General features: G+C 64.4%; 20 protein-coding genes. 8 read left to right on the forward strand and 12 right to left on the reverse strand.

The features are described 5' to 3' along the window. The first annotated feature begins 24 nt into the window (after positions 1-24). From RA19_RS10755 to RA19_RS10770, 4 genes are read left to right on the forward strand one after another with little or no spacing between them, the layout of a single operon-like run. Positions 25-984: a DMT family transporter gene (locus RA19_RS10755; RefSeq protein ID WP_039162343.1), complete on the forward strand. Its 960-nt coding sequence runs from the start codon at positions 25-27 to the stop codon at positions 982-984. A 19-nt stretch (positions 985-1003) separates the two neighbouring features. Next, positions 1004-1624: an HAD family hydrolase gene (locus RA19_RS10760; protein WP_039162345.1), complete on the forward strand. Its 621-nt coding sequence runs from the start codon at positions 1004-1006 to the stop codon at positions 1622-1624. A 54-nt stretch (positions 1625-1678) separates the two neighbouring features. Next, the gene (locus RA19_RS10765; RefSeq protein WP_039162347.1) at positions 1679-2596 is read left to right on the forward strand and encodes an ornithine cyclodeaminase family protein; all 918 of its coding nucleotides are present in this window, start codon (positions 1679-1681) and stop codon (positions 2594-2596) included. Next, entirely contained in the window at positions 2593-3528 is a 936-nt protein-coding gene (locus RA19_RS10770) for an alpha/beta fold hydrolase (protein WP_039162350.1), read from the forward strand. The genes RA19_RS10765 and RA19_RS10770 overlap by 4 nt, the downstream gene beginning before the upstream one ends. Positions 3529-3632: 104 nt before the next feature. On the opposite strand, the gene RA19_RS10775 is transcribed toward RA19_RS10770, so the two are convergent. Then, positions 3633-4871 (reverse strand): MFS transporter, encoded by a 1239-nt coding sequence (locus tag RA19_RS10775; protein ID WP_039162353.1) that lies wholly within the window; start codon positions 4869-4871, stop codon positions 3633-3635. A gap of 149 nt (positions 4872-5020) precedes the next feature. After that, on the reverse strand, positions 5021-5266 hold the full coding sequence (locus RA19_RS10780) for a hypothetical protein (RefSeq protein ID WP_039162355.1): 246 nt from the start codon (positions 5264-5266) through the stop codon (positions 5021-5023). Positions 5267-5434: 168 nt separating this feature from the next. Here RA19_RS10780 and zapE point away from each other — a divergent pair, with 168 nt between their 5' ends. Next, entirely contained in the window at positions 5435-6505 is a 1071-nt protein-coding gene (gene zapE / locus RA19_RS10785; RefSeq protein ID WP_039162358.1) for a cell division protein ZapE, read from the forward strand. A gap of 150 nt (positions 6506-6655) precedes the next feature. Here zapE and RA19_RS10790 read toward each other — a convergent pair whose 3' ends face one another. The 3 genes from RA19_RS10790 to RA19_RS10800 all read right to left on the reverse strand — a co-directional run bounded on the left by RA19_RS10790 (position 6656) and on the right by RA19_RS10800 (position 9940). Continuing rightward, positions 6656-7924 carry a bifunctional folylpolyglutamate synthase/dihydrofolate synthase gene (locus RA19_RS10790; protein ID WP_039162361.1) on the reverse strand — a complete coding sequence of 423 codons (1269 nt, stop codon included), beginning with the start codon at positions 7922-7924 and terminating at the stop codon, positions 6656-6658. A 117-nt stretch (positions 7925-8041) separates the two neighbouring features. Next, positions 8042-8986 carry an acetyl-CoA carboxylase, carboxyltransferase subunit beta gene (accD, locus tag RA19_RS10795; protein ID WP_039162363.1) on the reverse strand — a complete coding sequence of 315 codons (945 nt, stop codon included), beginning with the start codon at positions 8984-8986 and terminating at the stop codon, positions 8042-8044. Positions 8987-9049: 63 nt separating this feature from the next. After that, positions 9050-9940 carry a CPBP family intramembrane glutamic endopeptidase gene (locus RA19_RS10800; protein WP_039162365.1) on the reverse strand — a complete coding sequence of 297 codons (891 nt, stop codon included), beginning with the start codon at positions 9938-9940 and terminating at the stop codon, positions 9050-9052. Between the two features lie 372 nt (positions 9941-10312). Between RA19_RS10800 and RA19_RS10805 the strand changes: the two genes are divergently transcribed. The 3 genes from RA19_RS10805 (at position 10313) to RA19_RS10815 (ending at position 12180) form a co-directional block, all read left to right on the forward strand. Next, positions 10313-10939 carry a hypothetical protein gene (locus RA19_RS10805; RefSeq protein WP_241479055.1) on the forward strand — a complete coding sequence of 209 codons (627 nt, stop codon included), beginning with the start codon at positions 10313-10315 and terminating at the stop codon, positions 10937-10939. Positions 10940-11027: 88 nt separating this feature from the next. Next, entirely contained in the window at positions 11028-11789 is a 762-nt protein-coding gene (locus RA19_RS10810) for a DUF6478 family protein (RefSeq protein ID WP_039162369.1), read from the forward strand. A 13-nt stretch (positions 11790-11802) separates the two neighbouring features. Continuing rightward, positions 11803-12180, forward strand: a complete 378-nt coding sequence (locus RA19_RS10815; RefSeq protein WP_039162370.1) for a hypothetical protein — start codon at positions 11803-11805, stop codon at positions 12178-12180. A 7-nt stretch (positions 12181-12187) separates the two neighbouring features. On the opposite strand, the gene RA19_RS10820 is transcribed toward RA19_RS10815, so the two are convergent. The 7 genes from RA19_RS10820 to RA19_RS10850 form a co-directional block, all read right to left on the reverse strand. Continuing rightward, complete coding sequence (locus RA19_RS10820; protein WP_039162371.1) at positions 12188-12931, reverse strand: isocitrate lyase/PEP mutase family protein; 744 nt, start codon at positions 12929-12931, stop codon at positions 12188-12190. Further along, a complete protein-coding gene (locus tag RA19_RS10825; protein ID WP_039162372.1) occupies positions 12928-13992 on the reverse strand; it encodes a bifunctional transcriptional activator/DNA repair enzyme AdaA in 1065 nt (354 codons plus the stop codon). The genes RA19_RS10820 and RA19_RS10825 overlap by 4 nt, the downstream gene beginning before the upstream one ends. Positions 13993-14574: 582 nt before the next feature. After that, positions 14575-15906, reverse strand: coding sequence for a S41 family peptidase (locus RA19_RS10830; RefSeq protein ID WP_039162393.1), 1332 nt, complete (start codon positions 15904-15906; stop codon positions 14575-14577). Positions 15907-15913: 7 nt separating this feature from the next. Beyond that, positions 15914-17047, reverse strand: coding sequence for a murein hydrolase activator EnvC family protein (locus RA19_RS10835; protein WP_039162374.1), 1134 nt, complete (start codon positions 17045-17047; stop codon positions 15914-15916). After that, entirely contained in the window at positions 17044-18561 is a 1518-nt protein-coding gene (gene gpmI, locus RA19_RS10840; protein WP_039162377.1) for a 2,3-bisphosphoglycerate-independent phosphoglycerate mutase, read from the reverse strand. The genes RA19_RS10835 and gpmI overlap by 4 nt, the downstream gene beginning before the upstream one ends. Positions 18562-18717: 156 nt before the next feature. Further along, positions 18718-19143: a hypothetical protein gene (locus tag RA19_RS10845; RefSeq protein ID WP_039162379.1), complete on the reverse strand. Its 426-nt coding sequence runs from the start codon at positions 19141-19143 to the stop codon at positions 18718-18720. Continuing rightward, the gene (locus RA19_RS10850; RefSeq protein ID WP_039124174.1) at positions 19140-19388 is read right to left on the reverse strand and encodes a hypothetical protein; all 249 of its coding nucleotides are present in this window, start codon (positions 19386-19388) and stop codon (positions 19140-19142) included. The genes RA19_RS10845 and RA19_RS10850 overlap by 4 nt, the downstream gene beginning before the upstream one ends. Positions 19389-19490 lie beyond the last annotated feature (102 nt).

Below are 19490 nucleotides of genomic sequence, written 5' to 3' on the forward strand. Positions count from 1 at the left end.
GATTGATCCCGGCGGAACCCTCTGATGAACACGCAGGCGCAGGTCAATATCTTCGGGCTGCTGGCGGCGGCCGGAGCCGGCGTGGCCTTCTCTGTCATCGACATGATTTTCAAGTTCCTGTCCGGCGACTACCCACTGTATGAAGTCGTGCTGTTCCGCTCTGTTGTGGCGATGATTGTCATGCTCGCCGTGATTGTTCCGCTCGAGGGCGGCTACAGCCGCCTGCGCACCCATCAGCCGAAACTGCACCTGCTGCGCTGCTGCGCGGTTCTGTTTGCTAACCTCTGTTTCTTCACTGGCCTCGCCATCCTGCCCCTCGCTGAGGCCGTCGCCATTGCCTTTGCCACCCCGCTGATCGTCACCACCCTGTCGGCGCTGTTCCTAGGCGAGCGCCCCGGCCCCTGGCGCTGGGGTGCGGTCTGCGCGGGTTTCCTGGGCGTTCTGATCATCATGCGCCCCGGCCCCGGCACCTTCCAGGCCGCCGCGCTGCTGCCCTTTTTCGGCGCCTGCGGCTATGCCACCCTGCATGTGCTGACCCGCCGCGCAGGCAGTTCGGAAAGCGGCGCAACCCTCGCGTTCTATCCGATGCTGGGCTTTCTGATCGTCAGCGCCCTGGCCGGCCTCATGTTCGGCGACGGGCGGTACGAAGGCAGCGGCGCCGCACTTGATTTCATCCTGCGCGCCTGGATCTGGCCCGCGCCGCAGGACTGGCCCTATCTGATCGGGGTGGGCCTGGCGGGCTCCGTCGGCGGCTACCTGGTCAGCCAGGCCTACCGCCTGAATGAAGCCGCCCTTGCCGCGCCGTTCGAATACATCGCCATGCCGATGTCGGTGATCTGGGGCGTTCTGATCTTCAACGAATGGCCGGATCCCGCGGTCTGGGCCGGCAGCAGCCTGATCATCGCCTCCGGCCTCGTCTCGGTGTGGCGCGAAACCCGCCGCAAGCATCCCCCCTCCCGCCCCCGGCCGCGGGCAGCTGGATAAACAGGAAGGAAACCATCCGATGCCTATCGACGCTGTCGTTTTCGACATTGGCCGCGTGCTGATCGAATGGGAGCCCGAGCGTTTCTATGACAGCCGGATCGGAGAAACCCGCCGCAGGCAGCTGTTCGAGGAGGTGCCCCTGCACGCCGTCAATCTGGAGATCGACCGCGGCGCGCCCTTCCAGGCTTCTGTCTATGCCTTGGCAGATCAGCACCCGCAGTGGAGCGAAGAAATCCGCTGGTGGCACGACTGCTGGCTGCAGATGGTGCAGCGGGAGATCCCGCACTCTCTCCGTCTGATGCAAGCACTGCAGGCCAAGGGCCTGCCGGTCTTCGCACTCAGCAATTTCGGCGCCGAAACTTTTGAGATCGCTTGCGCGGCCTATCCTTTCCTGCGTGGCTTTGACCACACATGCGTCTCTGCGCATCTGAAATGCATCAAGCCAGAGCCGGAAATCTATGCCATTCTGGAACGCGGAACCGGAGCGGCGCCGGACAGGCTTTTGTTCACCGACGACCGCCCGGAGAACATCGAAGCCGCCCGGATACGCGGCTGGCAGACCCATCTTTTCACCGCTCCCGCCGCCTTTGCTGCGCGGCTGGTGCAGGAGGGGCTGCTAACAGAACAAGAGGCCGCCTGAAGCGGCACCAAGGGCTGCCCTGAACGGCCCGTAGCGGAGGCAAAGGCGCAAGACATGAGTATTCCTTTCATCAGTTTCGACGCGGGCGAGGCCGTTCTGGACTGGATCAGCTTCACGCGGGCCCTGGCCCAAGGCCATGATCTGCCCAAGGCAGAGATCGGCGACACCTTCCTCTATCGCGGTCCCGACACCCTGCTCAGCCGCTCTGCCTGGATCGACGGCATGGGAATTGCGGTGAAGTCGGCCACCATTTTCCCTGGCAACCCCGATACCGGCAAGCCGATGATCAACGGTGCAGTCTGCCTCTACTCCGATTTGGACGGCACGCCCGAGGCGCTGGTGGATTTCCACCTGGTGACCAAGTGGAAGACTGCGGGCGACAGCCTGCTCGGCGCACTTCGGCTAGCCCGCCCGGACGCCCGCGAGATCCTGATCGTCGGTGCAGGCACTGTCGGCGCCTCGCTGATCGAGGCTTTCTCTGCGGGCTTCCCGCAAGCGCAGATCCGGGTCTGGAACCGAACCGGTGCCAAGGCCGAAGAGCTCTGCGCCCAGTACCCCGGCACCAAGGCCGCGCCGGAACTGGAAAGCGCAGTGCGCACCGCAGATATCATCGTCACCTGCACAATGTCTTCTGAGCCCGTGATCAAAGGGGACTGGCTGCGCCCCGGCCAGCACCTCAACATGATCGGCGCCTACCGCCCCGACATGCGCGAAGCCGACGACGCAGCGCTGAGGCGCGCGCAGATCTTCTGCGACAGCTTCGACACCACGCTTGACCATATCGGCGAGTTCAAGATCCCGCTGGCCGATGGCACCATCCAGCGCAGCGACGTGCTGGCCGATTTCTATGCGCTTGAAAACTTCCCCGCCTATGATCCAGGCAAGATCACCCTGTTCAAAAACGGCGGCGGCGCCCATCTCGACCTGATGACCAGCCATCACGTCCTGCAAAAGTGGAAGGAAAACGCATGAGCTGGCCGCTGGTACTAAGTGCTCTTGTCCTGATCCTGATCATCCTGCCGCTGCTGCGCGAGAAACTGCGCAAGCCAATGAACGCCGCCGCAAGGCAGGATGCGCCCGGAGGCTTCGCGCAGCTCTCCGGCGGCCTCACCCACTACCGCTGGAGCGGCCCGCTGCGCGGCCCCGTCGCGGTCTGCATCCATGGGCTGACGACACCTTCCTTCGTCTGGGACGGGGTTGCCGAAGGCCTGGCCGCCATGGGCTACCGGGTGCTGAGCTACGACCTTTACGGGCGCGGCTACTCAGACCGCCCCGAAGGCCTGCAGGACCGGGCCTTTTTCCTCACCCAGCTCGAGGAGCTGCTGGAGGACCAGAAGGTGGGCGAGGATTTCACCCTGATCGGCTATTCCATGGGCGGCGCCATTGCCACCGCCTTTGCCTCGGCCCATCCCGGCCGGGTGCGCGAGATCATCCTGCTGGCGCCCGCGGGTTTCGGCAGCAGCCCGGGCCGCCTGACCTGGGCCGTCCGGCAATTGCCGGCGGTGGGCGACTGGCTGATGCAGGCGCTCTACCCTGCCCTGCACATCCGCGGCACAAATGCCGAGCGCGCGCTGCCCAGCTCGGTACCGGGCATCGTCGACCTGCAGCAGCGTGAGCTGGGCTACCGCGGCTTCATCCCTGCAGTGCTTGCTTCCCTGCGCGGAATCCTGAACGAGGACTTCACCGCCGACCACCGCCGCCTGCACCAGGCAGGGGTTCCGGTGCTGGCGGTCTGGGGCCAAGAGGACAGGGTGATCCCGCCGAACACGGCCGGCCGGGTTGCCGAACACGGCCGTTCCATCCGCCAGGAGGAAATCGCAGGCGCCGGCCACGGCCTGCCCTATACCCACACCGACCAAGTGCTGGAAATCATCTCCAGAAACCACCGCCGCGGCCTGAACTGAGCCTCTGATCAAGGCACAGCTTCTGCTTCTTTCTGGTCCTAAATACCTCGGGGTCCGGGGCAGCGCCCCGGCTTCCCGGACCGCCGCAATCCCTGCCGCCAGGTTCAGGCCGCCGCCGCCCGCAGCGGCCGCTCCTTCACCGGCAGATGCACAATCGCGCTGAACGCGCCGACCGCCACGCCGATCCACCAGACAAAGGTGTAATCGCCGTAGGTGTCATACATCCGCCCGCCCAGCCAGACGCCCAGGAAGCTGCCCAGCTGGTGGCTGAAGAACACGATGCCGTAAAGCGTGCCCATGTAGCGCAAGCCATAGATATGCGCGACCAGGCCCGAGGTCAGCGGCACTGTCGCCAGCCACAGCGACCCCATCACGATTGAGAACACGATGACGCTCAGCGGCGTGATCGGCACCATGATAAACGCCGCCGCCGCCAGCGTCCGCCCGGTATAGATCAGTGCCAGCAGGTATTTCTTGGAATAGCGCTTGCCCAGGTAACCGGCCAGCAAGGTGCCGCCCACATTGGCCGCGCCAATCAGCGAGATCGCCACCGCCCCCAGGGCTGAAGTCGAGGTGATCCCCATGGAATAGAGCGCCCCGCCCGGCTGGATCGGTCCGCACATCTCGGTGACAAAAGCCGGGAAATGCGCGGTGACAAAGGCCAGCTGGTAGCCGCAGCTGAAAAAGCCAAGGAAGATCAGCGTGTAAGACGGGTCCTTGAACGCCTTCATCAGGATCGCGCCCATGCTCTCTTCCAGCTCCGCCTTGCTGGCGGCCTCAGGCGCCCGCATCAGCGGCAGCAGCGCTATCAGCGCCAGCACCACACCGGCAAAGACCAGGAAAATCGTCTGCCAGGGCAGGAAGCCCAGCATCCATTCCGCCGTTGGCGCCCCAAAGATCTGCCCGGCCGAGCCGGCCGCGGTGACAATCGCCAGCGACATCGACCGGTTCTCGTCGGAACTCGCCCGTCCAACCACCGCCAGCACCACTCCGAAACCGGTGCCCGCGATGCCAAAACCCACCAGCCATTCATAAGACTGCATCTCAAACGGCGTCGTCGACCAGGCGCTCAGCACCAGCCCGGCGGCATAGACAATCGCCCCCATGATGATCGCCTTGCGGTCGCCGATTTTCTCGGCAATGGCGCCGAATATCGGCTGCCCGATGCCCCAGGCCAGGTTCTGGATGGCAATCGCCAAGGAGAATTCCGAACGCAGCCAGCCGAACTCCTCGGCAATCGGGATCTGAAAGACACCAAAGGAGGCACGCACTGCAAAGCTCACCATGATGATGATGCAGCCCACGATCAGAACGGGGGTAAACAGCGGCGCGGAACGGTCCATGGCGTCTCTCCTGACAGGTCCGGCAACCCTCAGGGATTATGTTGCAGGCGTCAAATCAGGAATTCTGGATGCTGGGTTAAGGAGATTTGATGTGAGAGAGACCGAAGCGCACAAACAGCTTGGTTTGAAACCGCCTCAAAGCCGCGCGCCTAATAGTTACGCTCGTCAAGCAAAGCCAATACTATATTTTGATCATGCTCATCTTTGCCAATAAAGTGCCCATGGTCCCAATTTCCATCCTTCTCAGCCTCATCCGCACAACTCATTACAAAGCGGGCAAAGGCACGCATCTCCTTGGCGCTCAGAAAGCATAGTGAAACACCGGCGAGTTCTGGAGCAACTTCTTGCATGTCAGCGCGTGGACAGCCGTAAATCCTGAAATCTGGAGTTGTCATAAGTTTTCCTAGTGAAAATATTGGGGGTCCGTGAACCGGTAACGGCACAAAACCTGAAACCCTTAAGGTGCTGCAACATAAAGTAGCCAAACAACCTTCCCGGTACCACACGTAATAGGAAAGACCTCCCTGCTTCCCATCCCCCGCGCCCCGCGCTATCCCTGTCCCATGACCCATTTGAGCACGCTGTACCGGCAGAAGATCGACGCGGGCGAATTGAAGCCCGACCCGGCCCAGGAAGCCGTCCTTCCCCATTTCGACCGTATCGCCGAAGGCCTCAAGGCGCCGCCGGTGAAGCGCGGGTTCTTCCGCAAGGCGGAATTTGAACAGGTCAAGGGGCTCTATCTCTGGGGCGGGGTCGGGCGCGGCAAGTCGATGCTGATGGACCTGTTTGTTGACAGCCTCGGCGATATCCCCTCGCGCCGGGTGCATTTCCATGCCTTCATGCAGGAAATCCACACGCAGATGCATGAGGCGCGCCAGAACGGGGTCGAGGATGCCTTGGCGCCGGCGGCCAAGGCGGTGGCCGAGTCCGTGCGGCTCTTGGCCTTTGACGAGATGCAGATCACCGACATCACCGATGCGATGATCGTCGGCCGCCTGTTCGAAGCGCTGTTTGCGGCCGGGGTCACGGTGATCACCACCTCCAACCGAGTGCCGGATGAACTGTATAAAAACGGGCTGAACCGGCAGCTGTTCCTGCCCTTCATCGATCTGATCAAGGAGCAGATGGATGTGCATGAAATGGTCAGCCCCATCGACTACCGCCAGCACCGGCTGACCGGCGCCCAGGTCTATTTTGCGCCCGTCGATGCAGAGGCCCGCGCACAGATCCGGGCGATCTGGACGGACCTTTCAGGCGGTCCGGCGCAGCCGCTGACGCTGGAGGTGAAGGGCCGCGAAGTGACCCTGCCCGCCTTCCGCAACGGTGTCGCGCGGGCCAGCTTTTATGACTTGTGCGGCAAGATGCTGGGACCGGGCGATTACCTGGCCATCGCCGAAGAAGTGAAGGTGCTGGTGCTTGAGGACATCCCGCGCCTTTCGCGCAACAACTTCAATGAGGCCAAGCGGTTCGTGACCCTGATCGATGCGCTCTATGAGGCCAGGGTGCGGCTGATCTGCTCAGCGGCGGCGCAGCCCGAGATGCTCTATGTCGAGGGCGAAGGCACGTTTGAATTTGAACGCACCGCCTCGCGCCTGCGCGAGATGCAGGACAAGGATTGGGGGCAGGAAACGTAAGGGGGCGCTGCCCCCTCGGCCTTTGGCCTCACCCCCGGGGTATTTCGGACCAGAAAGAAGCTGGAGGCACGCCGCGTCAGCGGCGCCGGGCCCAACCAGCGGGGACCGCAAGGTCCCAAGCGGGCGGGAGTGCTCCCGGCGCCAGAAGGCTCAGCCGTTTTCACGCAGGATATGGCCCGCGAGGTAGAGCGAACCGCAGATCAGCACCCGGGCCTGCGGATCGTTGGCGAGGATGGCCTGCAGGGCCGCCTGGGTGTTCTCGGCAGTTGCTGCCGCGATACCCACAGCTTTGGCAGCCGCTTCGGTGTCTTCGGCGCTCAGCGTGTTGATCTCGTCCGGGATCGAGATTGCGGTGAGGCTGGCAACCTGCGGCGCCAGCGGACGCATGTAGCCGGTCACGTCTTTGGTGTTCAGCATGCCGCAAATGAGATGCGTCGGGCGCTTGGGCAGCTTGGCCAGCACATCCGCGAGCGCGATGCCGGCGGCGGCGTTGTGGCCGCCGTCGAGCCAGAGCTCAGCCTCGCCTGCCGCCTCAACCAGCGGGCCGGATTTCAGGCGCTGCATCCGGGCGGGCCATTCAGCATTTTTCATCGCCGCTTCGCAGGCAGCCTCGTCAGCGCCCAGGTGACGCAGGGCAGCCAATGCTGCGCCGGCGTTCTGGATCTGATGCGCGCCCAGCAACGCGGGCAGCGGCAGGTCAAGCAGGCCGCTTTCGTCCTGGAACACCAGGCGGCCGTGCTCTTCATGCACATGCCAGTGCTGGCCGTAGGCGATCACCGGCGCGCCGAGGCGGGCAGCGGTGGCCTCGATCACTTCCATTGCTTCTTCCGGCTGCGGGCCGACAATCACCGGCACGCCGCGCTTGATGATACCGGCTTTTTCGGCTGCGATCTTGGCCAGCGTGTCGCCCAGGAACTGCTCGTGGTCGATCGACACCGGGGTGATCACCGACAGCTCGGGAGTAATCACATTGGTCGCATCCAGGCGCCCGCCCAGCCCCACTTCCAGCAGCGTGTAATCCGCAGGCGAGCGGGCAAAGGCCAAGAGGCCCGCGCAGGTGGTGATCTCGAAATAGGTGATGTCGATGCCGCCGTTTTTCTCGTAGCACTCATCCAGGATTTCGGTGAGATGCTGTTCCAAGATCAGCTCACCGGCCAACCGGATCCGCTCATGGAAGCGGGCCAGATGCGGCGAGGTATAAGCGTGCACGGACTTGCCCATGCCCTCGAGGCCTGCGCGGATCATCGCCTGGGTCGAGCCCTTGCCGTTGGTGCCGGCCAGGTGGATCACCGGCGGCAGCTTTTCCTGCGGGTTGTCCAGCGCTTCCAGAAGCCGCCAGACCCGGTCCAGGGTCAGGTCGATGATCTTGGGGTGCAGCGCCATCATGCGGGCGAGGATCGCGTCGGAGGTCTGTGTCATGGCAGGCTCTCTGGCAACAGGGGTCTCAGGGTCTTCAACATGCAAACGTCCCGCCCTGTAAGAAGGCGGGACGCGCGCTGCCCGGCCTGAAGGACGGGCGGGTCTATCTAAACCGGTTTATTCGGCAGCTTCTTCTCTAGGTGCGCCATCAGCCGGCGCATTTGCGGCCTCTGCATCCTCTTCCGGCGAGGGCAGGTCGCCCACCACCTGCGGCGGCAGGCCCATCAGCATCCGGGTGATCTTGATCAGCTCTTCGCGCATCTCGGTGCGCGGGGTCACCCGGTCGAGCATGCCGTGGTCCAGCAGATACTCGGCGCGCTGGAAACCCTCGGGCAGCTTCTCGCGAATGGTCTGTTCGATCACCCGCGGGCCCGCAAAGCAGATCAAGGCATTCGGTTCGGAGATATGCACGTCGCCCAGCATCGCATAAGAGGCGGTCACGCCACCGGTGGTCGGGTGGGTCAGCACGACGATATAGGGCAGGCCTGCCTCTTTCAGCATCTGCACCGCCACGGTGGTGCGCGGCATCTGCATCAGCGACAGGATGCCTTCCTGCATGCGGGCGCCGCCGGCAGCGGAGAACAGTACCAGCGGACGGCCCAGTTTCACGGCTTCCTCAGCCGCGGCGATGATGGCGTTGCCCACGAACATGCCCATCGAGCCGCCCATGTAGGAAAAGTCCTGCGCCGCGGCGATGATCGGGGTGCGGCCGATTTCACCGGCGGCGACCAGCATCGCGTCTTTCTCGCCGGTCTTTTTCTGGGCGGCCTTCACGCGGTCGGGGTATTTCTTCTGGTCTTTGAACTTCAGCGGATCTGCCAGCGGTTCCGGCACCGCCACTTCCGTGAACACACCGCCATCAAACAGCGCGGTAAAGCGGTCGCGCGGGGTGATATGCATGTGGTGGCCGCAGCTGGTGCAGACGTTCTGATTGTCGCTCAACTCGCGGTGGAACAGCATGGTGCCGCATTCGCTGCACTTCTGCCAAAGGTTCTCGGGCACTTCGCGGCGGGAAAAGATCGAGTTGATCTTGGGCCGGACGTAGTTGGTGATCCAGTTCATATTGCTTGCCTCTCCGGGGGCGCGGTTTGCCCCCCAGATAAGGCGCATTTGCCGCAATTGCAATCAGCGGCGTATGGCAAGCCGTGCAGTCAGCCAGCTGACCAGCATCAGCGCAAAGTCGACAGCCATCCACGGACGCAGCGCCTGAACGTCCGCCATATCAAAAGGAATGAGGTAAAGCGCCAGCCCGTTGAGGCTGGTGGGCGAAGCAAACAGCAGGAGCGCGGTGACGTTGTTGAAGAAATGCACCGCCATCGCCGGGCCAAGGGTGCCCGCCCGTGCGGTCAGATCCGCCATCAACAGGCCAAAAGTGCCTGCCCAGATGGTGATGAGCAGCGCATTCTCCCCGGCCTCGGACGGCAGGTAATGGCCGAGCGCAAACAGGACCGAGGGCGCCAGCAGCCACACCGCCGGATGCCGGAAGCGGGCGGCAAGCGCTTGCTGGATGTAACCGCGGAACAGGATCTCTTCCGAGCCGGTCTGCACCAGCACCGCGGCAATGGACAGAGGCAGGATGCCCAGCCAGGTCCAGAACGGCAGGTTCGGCGTCATCGGCGGCCCCATGCTGTAGGGCGGCAGCGCGATCAGCAGCACTGTCAGCCCCAGCAGGCAGATGCTGACTTGGGTGAATTGCCAGGCCAGCGGCCGCAGGTGCCCGGTCACGGTGGCAAAGCTGCGGTGGTGAAACAGCCGGGCCGCCATGGCCACGCCCAGGGACAGAAAGGCGAAACTGCCCAGCAGCACCAGCATGGCACCGGGCGTGCTGCCGTCCGCCAGCCCTTGCAGCCAGGCGCCGGGGAATAGTCCCGCCACCGCCGTCTGCAGCGCCGCCGTCATCGCCAGGCTCACCGCTGCCACCAGCACCAGCCCGAGCAGGAGCCGCCACAGCTCAGGCTGCTGGCGGGCAAAGCGCACCAAAGCCTCATGCGCCCTGTAGCTGTGCCTGTGCTGCATGCGTCCTCCGGAAGGTCTGGCGGCAAATCCCGGCAACGTTATGCATTGCTGCAACGCCATGGCAAGGCATGGCCTCTCAGGCGCGGTTCGGACTTGCCGCAGAAGAGGCCGGCACCTATTGATTTTAACAAAAGAAAAACACCGGCAGGGGCGGCAGTGACCAGGACAAACCACGGAAAACTTGCGTCTTTTCCGCCAGCCGGCGGAGTGATGCCGAGGCTTGCAGGCTCTGGCAAAGCCGCAGCGTTCTTGCTGGCGGCAGTTCTGCTGGCAGGTTGCAGCCCATCATTGCAAAACGTCAAAAGCCTCTCATTCGCTGCCCGCAACCCCGGCACCGGGAAGGCATCTGAGCCGCGGCCAGGCGGCCAGGTGATGTCCTTTGCCAACGGGGACGTGCTGCTGGCAGCGCCCGAGAGCTATTGCTTTGACCGGCGCAGCAGCACCGCGGACGACAAGGGCGGATTTGCGCTGATGGCCATGTGCAACCGGCTCGACCGGCGCAACTGGTTCGGGACCCGCAAGGCAGCGGTGCTGACAGCTTCGATCGGGCCCGCCGCGCAGGATGCCGCCGCGCCGCAGGCCAAGGATATCGTGGCAATGTTCCCGGACGCCAAACTGCTGGAAACCCGCGAGGATCAGCTGCTGCCGCTGGTCAAGCTGGAGGTTCCGGGCGCAGTGGCCGAAGGCGCCAGCCCGGTTCATTGGCGCGGCGCGTTTGTACTGGACCGCCACCTGGTCGCATTGGCGCTTTATGCCCCCGAGGGCAGCCACGCCCTGGGCAGCCAGGGGGCAGCGCTGCTGAATGAAGTAACCCACCGCTCACTGGAAGTTTCCACCCTGCCCGATCTGGAAGAGGCAGGCGCGGTTCGTCCCAAGGACCCGGAGCAACCGCTGCGGCCCAGGTCCCGTCCGGCAAGTGCAGAGCCGGCAAGTGCAGCTGGGGCCGCCCCCCGCAAAAAACCCGGTCTGGGCCGGCGGATTGCCGGTTTATTTCAATAGCCGCCAGCGGTTACACTGCCGCACAATCCCGCTGCGACGCACGCGGGCAGAAACAAATAACGGGCCCGGCCGGGCAAGAGGGATCACGATGGGCAGGATCATGGACCGGTTTATGCACCTGCGCAGCCTGCGCCGCTGGCGCGCCGCTGCCGAGGAATCTGCCCGCGCGCCCCTGTCCGAGCTGCGCCGCCAGCGCAACCAGGCCCGGCAGCTGCGCACCCATCTGGACCGGCTGATCCACACTGCCGATGGCCGTCTGGCACTGCCGCAGATCGGCTCCAGCTTCTTTCCGCGGCCGCATGGCACCGACTGGTCCTGGCGCCCGGAGCTGTGGCGCGGGCCGCTGCCCGAACGCGGCCTGTCCTCGGTACCGACCAAAGCCAGGCTTGGCGAAGAAGTGCAGCTGTTCCACGACTGCGAGTTTTCCGAGCTCACCCTACGCCAGCTCAGGAACACCCGCGAAGAGGACCTCGCCCCCTTCGGCCTGCGCATGGATGTGTTCAAATTCGACGGCTCCTTCCTGTCGCTGGTGATCGACCTGCCGCCGCCGGCAACCGACGGCATGACCCGCCAGCACCTGCTGCGCATCGACAGCATCATCGAATCCGAGAAGCCGATTGAAATTTTCGCCCGTCTCAACGTCCAGCACGGCCCCAATACCGAGCAGATCGTGCGCGAACTGCCGCTGGAGGATAAGAACATCGTGGTGGAATTCGATCTCGCCTATTCCAAGCTGAACGAAAAGCGGATCGAGAAGATCTGGCTGGACCTGATCTTTGAGGCGCCGGACCTGAACCAGATCATTCTGCGCGATCTGACCTTCTCGCGCCACCGCCGCGCGGCGATCTGAGGAGACCTGCCCCATGAGCGACCTGACACTGACCAAAATCCGCTTTCGCAACGGCATCTGGGAGGGCCAGATCAGCAACGCGCCCGCCAGCGGCGCCAAGCCGGAAATCACGGTGATGTTCCAGGATCAGCCGGTCCGGGACGTGAAACTGGACGAGGGTCAGGCGGGCGGCGAATGGACCGTCTCGGTGCCGGTTCCGGCCGAGGCGCTGGCCGACGGGGTGCAGACCTTTGTGATTTTTGACGAGGCCAGCAGCACAAGGCTGGGCGATTTCACCCTGATCGCCGGCGAGGCGGTGGCGGACGATCTGCGCGCCGAAGTCGAGCTGCTGCGTGCAGAGCTGGACATGCTCAAACGCGCCTTCCGCCGCCACTGCCTGGAAACGACCTGAGCCTTCCTTACGCCAAAGACTGGAAGTGCTCTGCCAGAACCTGCATCAGTTTCGCATGCGGGATCGGACCATAGCTGCAGCGCGCCACACCGGCCTGCCGGGCGGTCTCCAGTGCAATGCCGCGCATCATCGTATTGACAGGCAGCGAACTGGCCTCGCAAACATTGGCAATCAGATCCGGATCTGTCAGGCCGGGGATGAAGAACCCGCTGGCCCCGGCCTCGGCATAGGCCGCACCGCGCTCCAAGGCTTCGCCGATCAGCAGCCCGTGTTTCGAGGCGTCTTTTTCCTTCAGAAACAAATCGGTGCGCGAGTTGACAAAAATGTCCGCATGGGCCGCCCGGACTGCAGCCACACGGCCGGCCTGCTCTTCAATGCTGTAAAAGCCGTCACCGCCAACCACCTGGTCCTCAAAATTGAGCCCCACCGCACCGGTTTCTGCCAGCCGTTTCACATTGGCGGTCAGCTGTTCCGGCTCCCGGGCATAGCCGCCCTCGAAATCGATCGTCACCGGCAGATCGGTGGCCGCGATAATGCGCTCCGCATTGCCCAGCACAAACTCCAGCGGGATCTGCTCGCCGTCCGGAAACCCCTGCGCCGCGGCCACCGGGTAGCTGCCGGTTGCCAGTGCCAGGGCGCCCGCCCCGGCAATTGCCTTGGCGCTGCCGGCATCCCAGATGTTGTAAAGCACCACCGGGTTGCCGGGCTGGTGCAGCGCCGCAAACGCCGCTGCGCGGTCAGAATATGTCATGCAGAAATCCTCTGTTTGTAGCCTGTTTCAATCTCGATCAGCCGCTGCTTGCGCCACAAGCCGCCGCCATAGCCAGTCAGCGCGCCATCTGCCGACAGCACCCGGTGGCAGGGCACCACCAGCGCCAATTGGTTCGAGCCATTGGCCCGCGCCACCGCCCGCGTCGCCGAGGCCCGCCCCAGCTCGCGCGCAATCTGCGAATAGCTGCGGGTCTCGCCCGCCGGGATGGTCAGCAGGTAGCGCCACACCTCACGCTCGAAACCAGTGCCATGCAGCGCCAGCGGGGTTTCAAACTCTGCCCCCTCACCGGCAAAGAACCGGCGCAGCTCTTCGGCAATCTGCTCTGTCGGCGCCGGGCGGCCGAATCCCAGGCCGCCGGGCTGCGCCTTTTGCAGCTTGGCCACCTCGCGCGGCAGCGCCTTGCGGTCGGCAAACTCCAAGAGATGCAGCTGGTGCTGGCAGCTGATGGCGATCATCGCCCCCAGCGGCGTATCGATCCAATCGGCCAGCAAGAGCGCATCCTTGCGGAAGGCGCCAGGCGCAATCCCCACCAGCTTCGCAAAAGCCGCGCGGAAAGCGCTGGCGCTTTCAAATCCGGCGTCGATCTGCGCCGCGATCACCGGCTCGCCGGCCTTGAGCGCGGTGAAGCCTTCGCGCAGCCGGCGCTGGCGGGCCATCTCCAGGAAAGTCATCCCGAAGTGCCGCTTGAACGCACGCCGCACGGTCGAGGCATCCAGCCCCATCCGCACCAGGTCCCCCCCCCCCCAGCGGTAGGCGGGCCGTTCCTCCAGCCGGGCCAGCAGATCCTGCACCATCGGGTCATCGCCCGCGGCGGCGGCCAGCGGCTTGCAGCGTTTGCAGGCGCGGAACCCCGCTTCGATGCATTCGCCGGGCGTGGCATAGAACCGGCAGTTCTCGAACTTGGGATTGCGCGCCGGGCAGGTCAGCCGGCAAAAGATGCCGGTGGACGCCACGCCCACATAAGCACGGCCTTCATAGGCATCGTCACGGGTGATCAGCGCTTGGTACAGCGTCCGGGAATCAGGCAGGTCAAACATCATGGGGCGAGCTTAGCCCAGCAATACCCGCCAGTGCGCCGAAGATCGGGCGTTGATGTTCACTTTGACGCCAGGGAGCCGGGTGTTGCCTGCTTACCGTGCGCCGGCTTCACCGGATCCTCAGGTCTTGGCGCGATACTGTCCCCTGATCGATCACCCCTGGCACTAGGCGCAAGCGAACTGTGAGGCCGCCTGCGCATCACCCGGAGACCGGCCCCGATAATAAGGGGGTCGTGCAAGCATGCTTGTCCGAGCAGGCCCCGCGGGGTCTGTCCACCTCCGCCCGGCGGCGCCGCCATCCTTCACCGGACCCGCGTCGAACAGACGGCAGCAGACAAAAGCAAAACCGCCCGGGCAGCCCGCTCCGGCGGCTTTCCGTGCTGCACGCACGCCAAACCGCCGCTGCTTCTTTCTGGTCCCAAATACCCTGGGGGTGAAGGCCGCCAGGCCTGAGGGGGCAACGCCCCCTTCTTTCGCGCCTTCAAATCCTGCGCCACCGGTCTGCCACCCGCCAGGCCGGCAAACAGCGGGCAAAAAAAGGCCGCCCAACCGGACGGCCCTTCTGTGCTTCAACAAAGCTCAGGCTTACTTCGGCCCCAGCGCCACCAGGCCTTTCAGGATATCGATGGCATAGGCCAGCTGGTAATCCTGCTCGCGCAGCTCGGCGGCTTTCTCAGCCTTTTCGCGGTCGGCTTCGATCTGGCGGACCTCGTCCTCGCTCAATGAGTCATTGTTCAGGCTGCCGCGCAGGTCTGCTTCCGAGCGCGAACGGCGGGCAGGAGAATCCTCTTCCTCGGCCGCGGCGCGGCGGCGCGGCTGTTCCACCACGATGTCGGGGCTGACACCCAGCGCCTGGATCGAGCGGCCCGACGGCGTGTAATAGCGCGCGGTGGTCAGGCGCATGGCGCCCTCGCCCTTCAGCGGCATCACGGTCTGGACCGAGCCCTTGCCGAAGGACTTGGTGCCCACGACAATCGCACGGCGGTGGTCCTGCAGCGCGCCGGCCACAATCTCGGACGCCGAAGCCGAGCCGCCGTTGATCAGCACCACAATCGGCTTGCCGTCGGCCAGATCGCCGGGGGTGGCGTTAAAGCGTTCGCCATCTTCCGGGTTGCGGCCGCGGGTCGAGACGATCTCGCCCGACTCCAGGAAGCTGTCCGCCACCTTGATCGCCTGGGTCAGCAGCCCGCCCGGGTTGTTGCGCAGATCCAGAACGATGCCGTTGACATTGTCCATGCCGCCGGCTTCTTCGATCTGCTTCTTCAGACCGGTTTCCAGGTTCGGTGTGGTCTGGTCGTTGAAGGTGGTGATCCGCATCACCACGGTGTCGCCCTCGGTGCGGCCGCGCACCGCGGTCAGCTTGATGGTGTCGCGGATGATGGAGACGTCAAACGGCTCATCCTCGCCTTCGCGCACCACGGTGATCACGATTTCCGAGCCGACCGGCCCGCGCATCAGGTTGACCGCCTCGTCCAGCGACAGGCCCAGCACGCTTTCGCCGTCTACATGGGTGATGAAATCGCCGGCTTCCATGCCGGCCTCATCCGCCGGGGTGCCGTCGATGGGGGAGACAACTTTGACAAAGCCCTCTTCCTGGGTGACCTCGATGCCGAGGCCGCCGAACTCGCCGCGGGTCTGCACCCGCATCCGGCTGGCGTCATCCGGCGAAAGATAGCTGGAATGCGGGTCCAGCGAGGTCAGCATGCCGCCGATGGCCGCCTCGATCAGCTCTTTCTCGTCGACTTCCTCGACGTATTGCGCGCGGATGCGCTCGAAGATATCGCCGAACAGGTCCAGCTGCTCATAGACATTGGCCTCGCGCGCGCCTTCCTGGGCCAGCAAGGGGCCTGCGACATAGGTTGTTGCAACGATCCCTGCCAGCGTGCCGCCCAGGGCGGCCATCGCAAATTTTTTCATCAAGCCTTCATCCACCTTTTCCAGTGCGGAACCATGTTTCCGGGTCCACCGGGCTGTTGTCCATTCTCACTTCTATATAGAGCGTTTCTGTCCGGTCAGTTCCACCCCCTTCACCGCTAAGTGACAGAATTGCATCCGGCTTGGGGTTTTCTCCGCTCATCAGGCCAACGGGGGTGCCTTCGGGGATCACCTGGCCGGCCTCGCCAAAGACCTCGGCCAAGCCCGACAGCACAAACAGGGTCTCCGGCTGCGGCTCCAGAATCACCACGTTGCCAAGGTCCAGCAGCGGCCCGCGGTAGCGGATGGTGGCAGCCGTGGGCGCGGTGACCAGTGCCCGCGGCCGTGCAGCGATCAGAAGGCCTGGCCGGGCAATGCCCGCGGCATCCCGCTCGCCATAAACGCGCAGCACCAGGCCTTCGACCGGCAGCGGCAGGGAGCCGCGCAGATCACTGATGTCGGCGCTGGTCGCGGCAATCTCACCGCCGGCAATCTCGGCCAAGCCATCGGCAAAGCCCGACAATGTCTCGGTCGAGGAGATCAGGATCGCAGTGCGCACCGGATCGGCCGTGAAGCGTTTCGGCAAAGTCGTGCGGTCGGCAATGGCGGTGGACAGCTGCACCCGCGCGGATTGCACGCCCGCCAGGCCCTTTTCCAGGGTCTGTGCTGCATTCTGCTGCAGCATGCGCAGGCTCTGCACTTCGTCCAGGTCCACTTTCAGCGACTGCGCCTTTGCCTGCAGCGCCGGCGTCACCTCAGCCAGCATCATCGCCGAGCGCGCCGCCCCCAGGGGCCCGGAGGGATGCACCATCAGCACCGGCGGCGGCGAGGTTTCAATCGTCTGGATGATGCCCAGAAGGCCCGAGACCTCTTCCTGCCGCGCAGCCAATTGCGCGCTCAGCTGCGCCTCGCGCCGCGCCACCCGCCGCAAGCCGTCGCGCATTGCGGCCAGCCCGGCCTCAAACGCCTGTACGGTGGCGGTCAGCGCCTTCACCCGGTCGCGGGAGCTGTCTGCCTGCTGCAATTGGACTGAGGCCGCCTCAAGCTGTGCTGCCGCCTCGCGCGCGGCCCCGGCCGGGTCCGCTGCGGCCTGCAAAGGCGCGGCCAGCAATGCCAGCGACAGGAGGCCCGCCCGCAGGGTCATGACAGCAGGCTCTCCCCGGTCATCTCGGCCGGTTTCTCAAGGCCCATCAACTCCAGAATGGTCGGCGCCAGATCGGCCAGCCGCCCGTCGCGCAGCTGCGCCCCTTCGGGCCCGCCCACCAGCGCCACCGGCACCAGATTGAGCGTATGCGCGGTATGGGCGCCGCCGGTTTCCGGGTCCACCATCACCTCGCAATTGCCGTGGTCAGCAGTAACGATCATCGCGCCGCCCGCCTTCTCCAACGCCGCAACCACCTGCGCCAGCCCCCGGTCCACCGCCTCGCAGGCCAGCATTGCCGCCTTGACGTCGCCGGTATGGCCGACCATGTCCGGGTTGGCATAGTTGGTGACAATCAGGTCATAGCCTGCCTCAATCGCCTCGACGAATTTCTCCGTCACTTCCGGAGCCGACATCTCGGGCTGCAGGTCATAGGTCGCCACTTTGGGCGACTTCGGCATAAAGCGGTCCTCGCCTTCCTCCGGTTCTTCCTTGCCGCCATTCAGGAAGAAGGTCACATGCGGGTACTTTTCGGTCTCGGCCAGGCGGAACTGGCGCTTGCCCTGCTTGGCAACCCAAGCGCCCAGCGTATTGACGATCTCGGCCTTGGGGTAGCAGGTGGTCATATAGCCATTGTGGCCGTCAGAGTACTCCACCATGCCCAGCACCCCGGCCAGCTTGGGGCGCTCGCCCGTATCGAACTCCGAAAACCCCGGCTCGCCGATGGCACGCAGGATCTCACGCGCCCGGTCGGCGCGGAAGTTCAGGCAGAAAAAGCCGTCGCCATCCTGCACGCCGTCATAGCCTGCCAGCACCGTGGCGGCGATGAACTCATCGGTTTCCGACTGGTTGTAGGCATGGTCCACCGCGCCGTGCGCCGAGAATGCAGGGCGCCCCTTGGCGTGGATCATCGCATCATAGGCCTCGCTGACCCGCTCCCAGCGGTTGTCGCGGTCCATGGCAAAGTACCGCCCGGTGACGGTGGCAATGCGGGCGCCTTCCGGCAGTTTCTCTTCCAGCCTGCGAAAATGGGTAAAAGCCGATTTCGGCGCCACGTCGCGGCCATCGGTGATCGCATGCAGCCAGACCGGCACACCGGCACCGGTGATCGTTTTCACCGCTGCCAGGATATGGTTGATATGCCCGTGCACGCCGCCGTCCGAGACCAGCCCCATCAGATGCGCCGCGCCGCCGCTTTCCTTCAGCTGCTTGATAAACGCTTGCAGGGCCGTGTTTTCAAAGAAAGACCCGTCCTCGATCGCCAGGTCGATCTGCCCCAGATCCATCGCCACCACCCGGCCTGCGCCGATATTGGTGTGGCCGACTTCCGAGTTGCCCATCTGCCCTGTCGGCAGGCCCACATCCGGGCCGTGGGTGATCAGCTGGGCCTTTGGCCCCTTGGCCATGATCGCATCAAAGGCGGGCGTATCGGCAAGGTAAGGCGCGTTGGCCTTGCCCGGCTCGCCACTGCCCCAGCCATCAAGGATGCACAGGACAACGGGTTTGGGTGCGCTCATGAGTCAGCTCCGGGGCAAGGCAGGGTTGGGCAATCTTCGCAAGCCTTCTAGCGCCTCGCTGCGCCGGGGTGAACCGGCATTCCTGCCACAGTTGGCGTTATCAGACCTTAGAGCGGGGGCAAAACCGCCGCGCGCCTTTCATCTTGCCCCAAATACTCAAACGCCGCGCTGCCCATCATCCGCACCGCCCGCGTTATGCGGCATCAGCACCGGCACCGCCCGCGCCAGATCGCTACCAAGCGCCCCGGCCGGGTAATACCGCCCAAGAATCCCGGGCTGCAGCAGGTCGGGATTGCCATGCAGAAACGCCTCCGTGTCCGGGTAATCCCTTGCTGCCATCCGTTCGGCCGTCAGGCTCAGAAACGCCAGCGTCACTGTGGCGTTGAATTTCTCCGGCACGCCGGCAGCTTCGGTCAGCCGGCGCAAGCCGCGGGCATAGACCGCCATGCCCTCGAACACCTCGTGGCGGGAGAGGATTTCATAAGCGACCCCCAGATGCGCACGGTGCGTGAAACCCTCCGACTGCAGGGTGCCCGCGGCCAGTTCCTGCGCCATCACCGCATAATCGGTCCGTTCACTCATTGCGGATCCTCCGTCAGGCTGTGGCTGTCGGCGGCGGTCAGATCCAGCCCGTAGACCGCGCGCAGCGCCTCGATCTTGCCCAGGGTTTCCTCGGAAAACGGCGCCTTGCCTTCAAAGGCATGCAGCGCCATGCCCTCCACCAGCTCCGCTACCGAGATATCCAGATATTCCGCCAGCGCCTTCATTGTTTTCAACAGCCGCGCCTCCAGGCGCAGGCCGGTTTGCACACGGGTTACAGATTTCATCGTGCCCTCCTTTCGGAGGGCGTTATAGGGGAATTCAATATTGGTATCAAGATACCAAGACACCAATCACCGCACCCTGCGCTTCATCTTTCCCCAAATACT

This window comes from Leisingera sp. ANG-M1 (genome assembly GCF_000813745.1).
Classification (GTDB): Bacteria; Pseudomonadota; Alphaproteobacteria; order Rhodobacterales; family Rhodobacteraceae; genus Leisingera.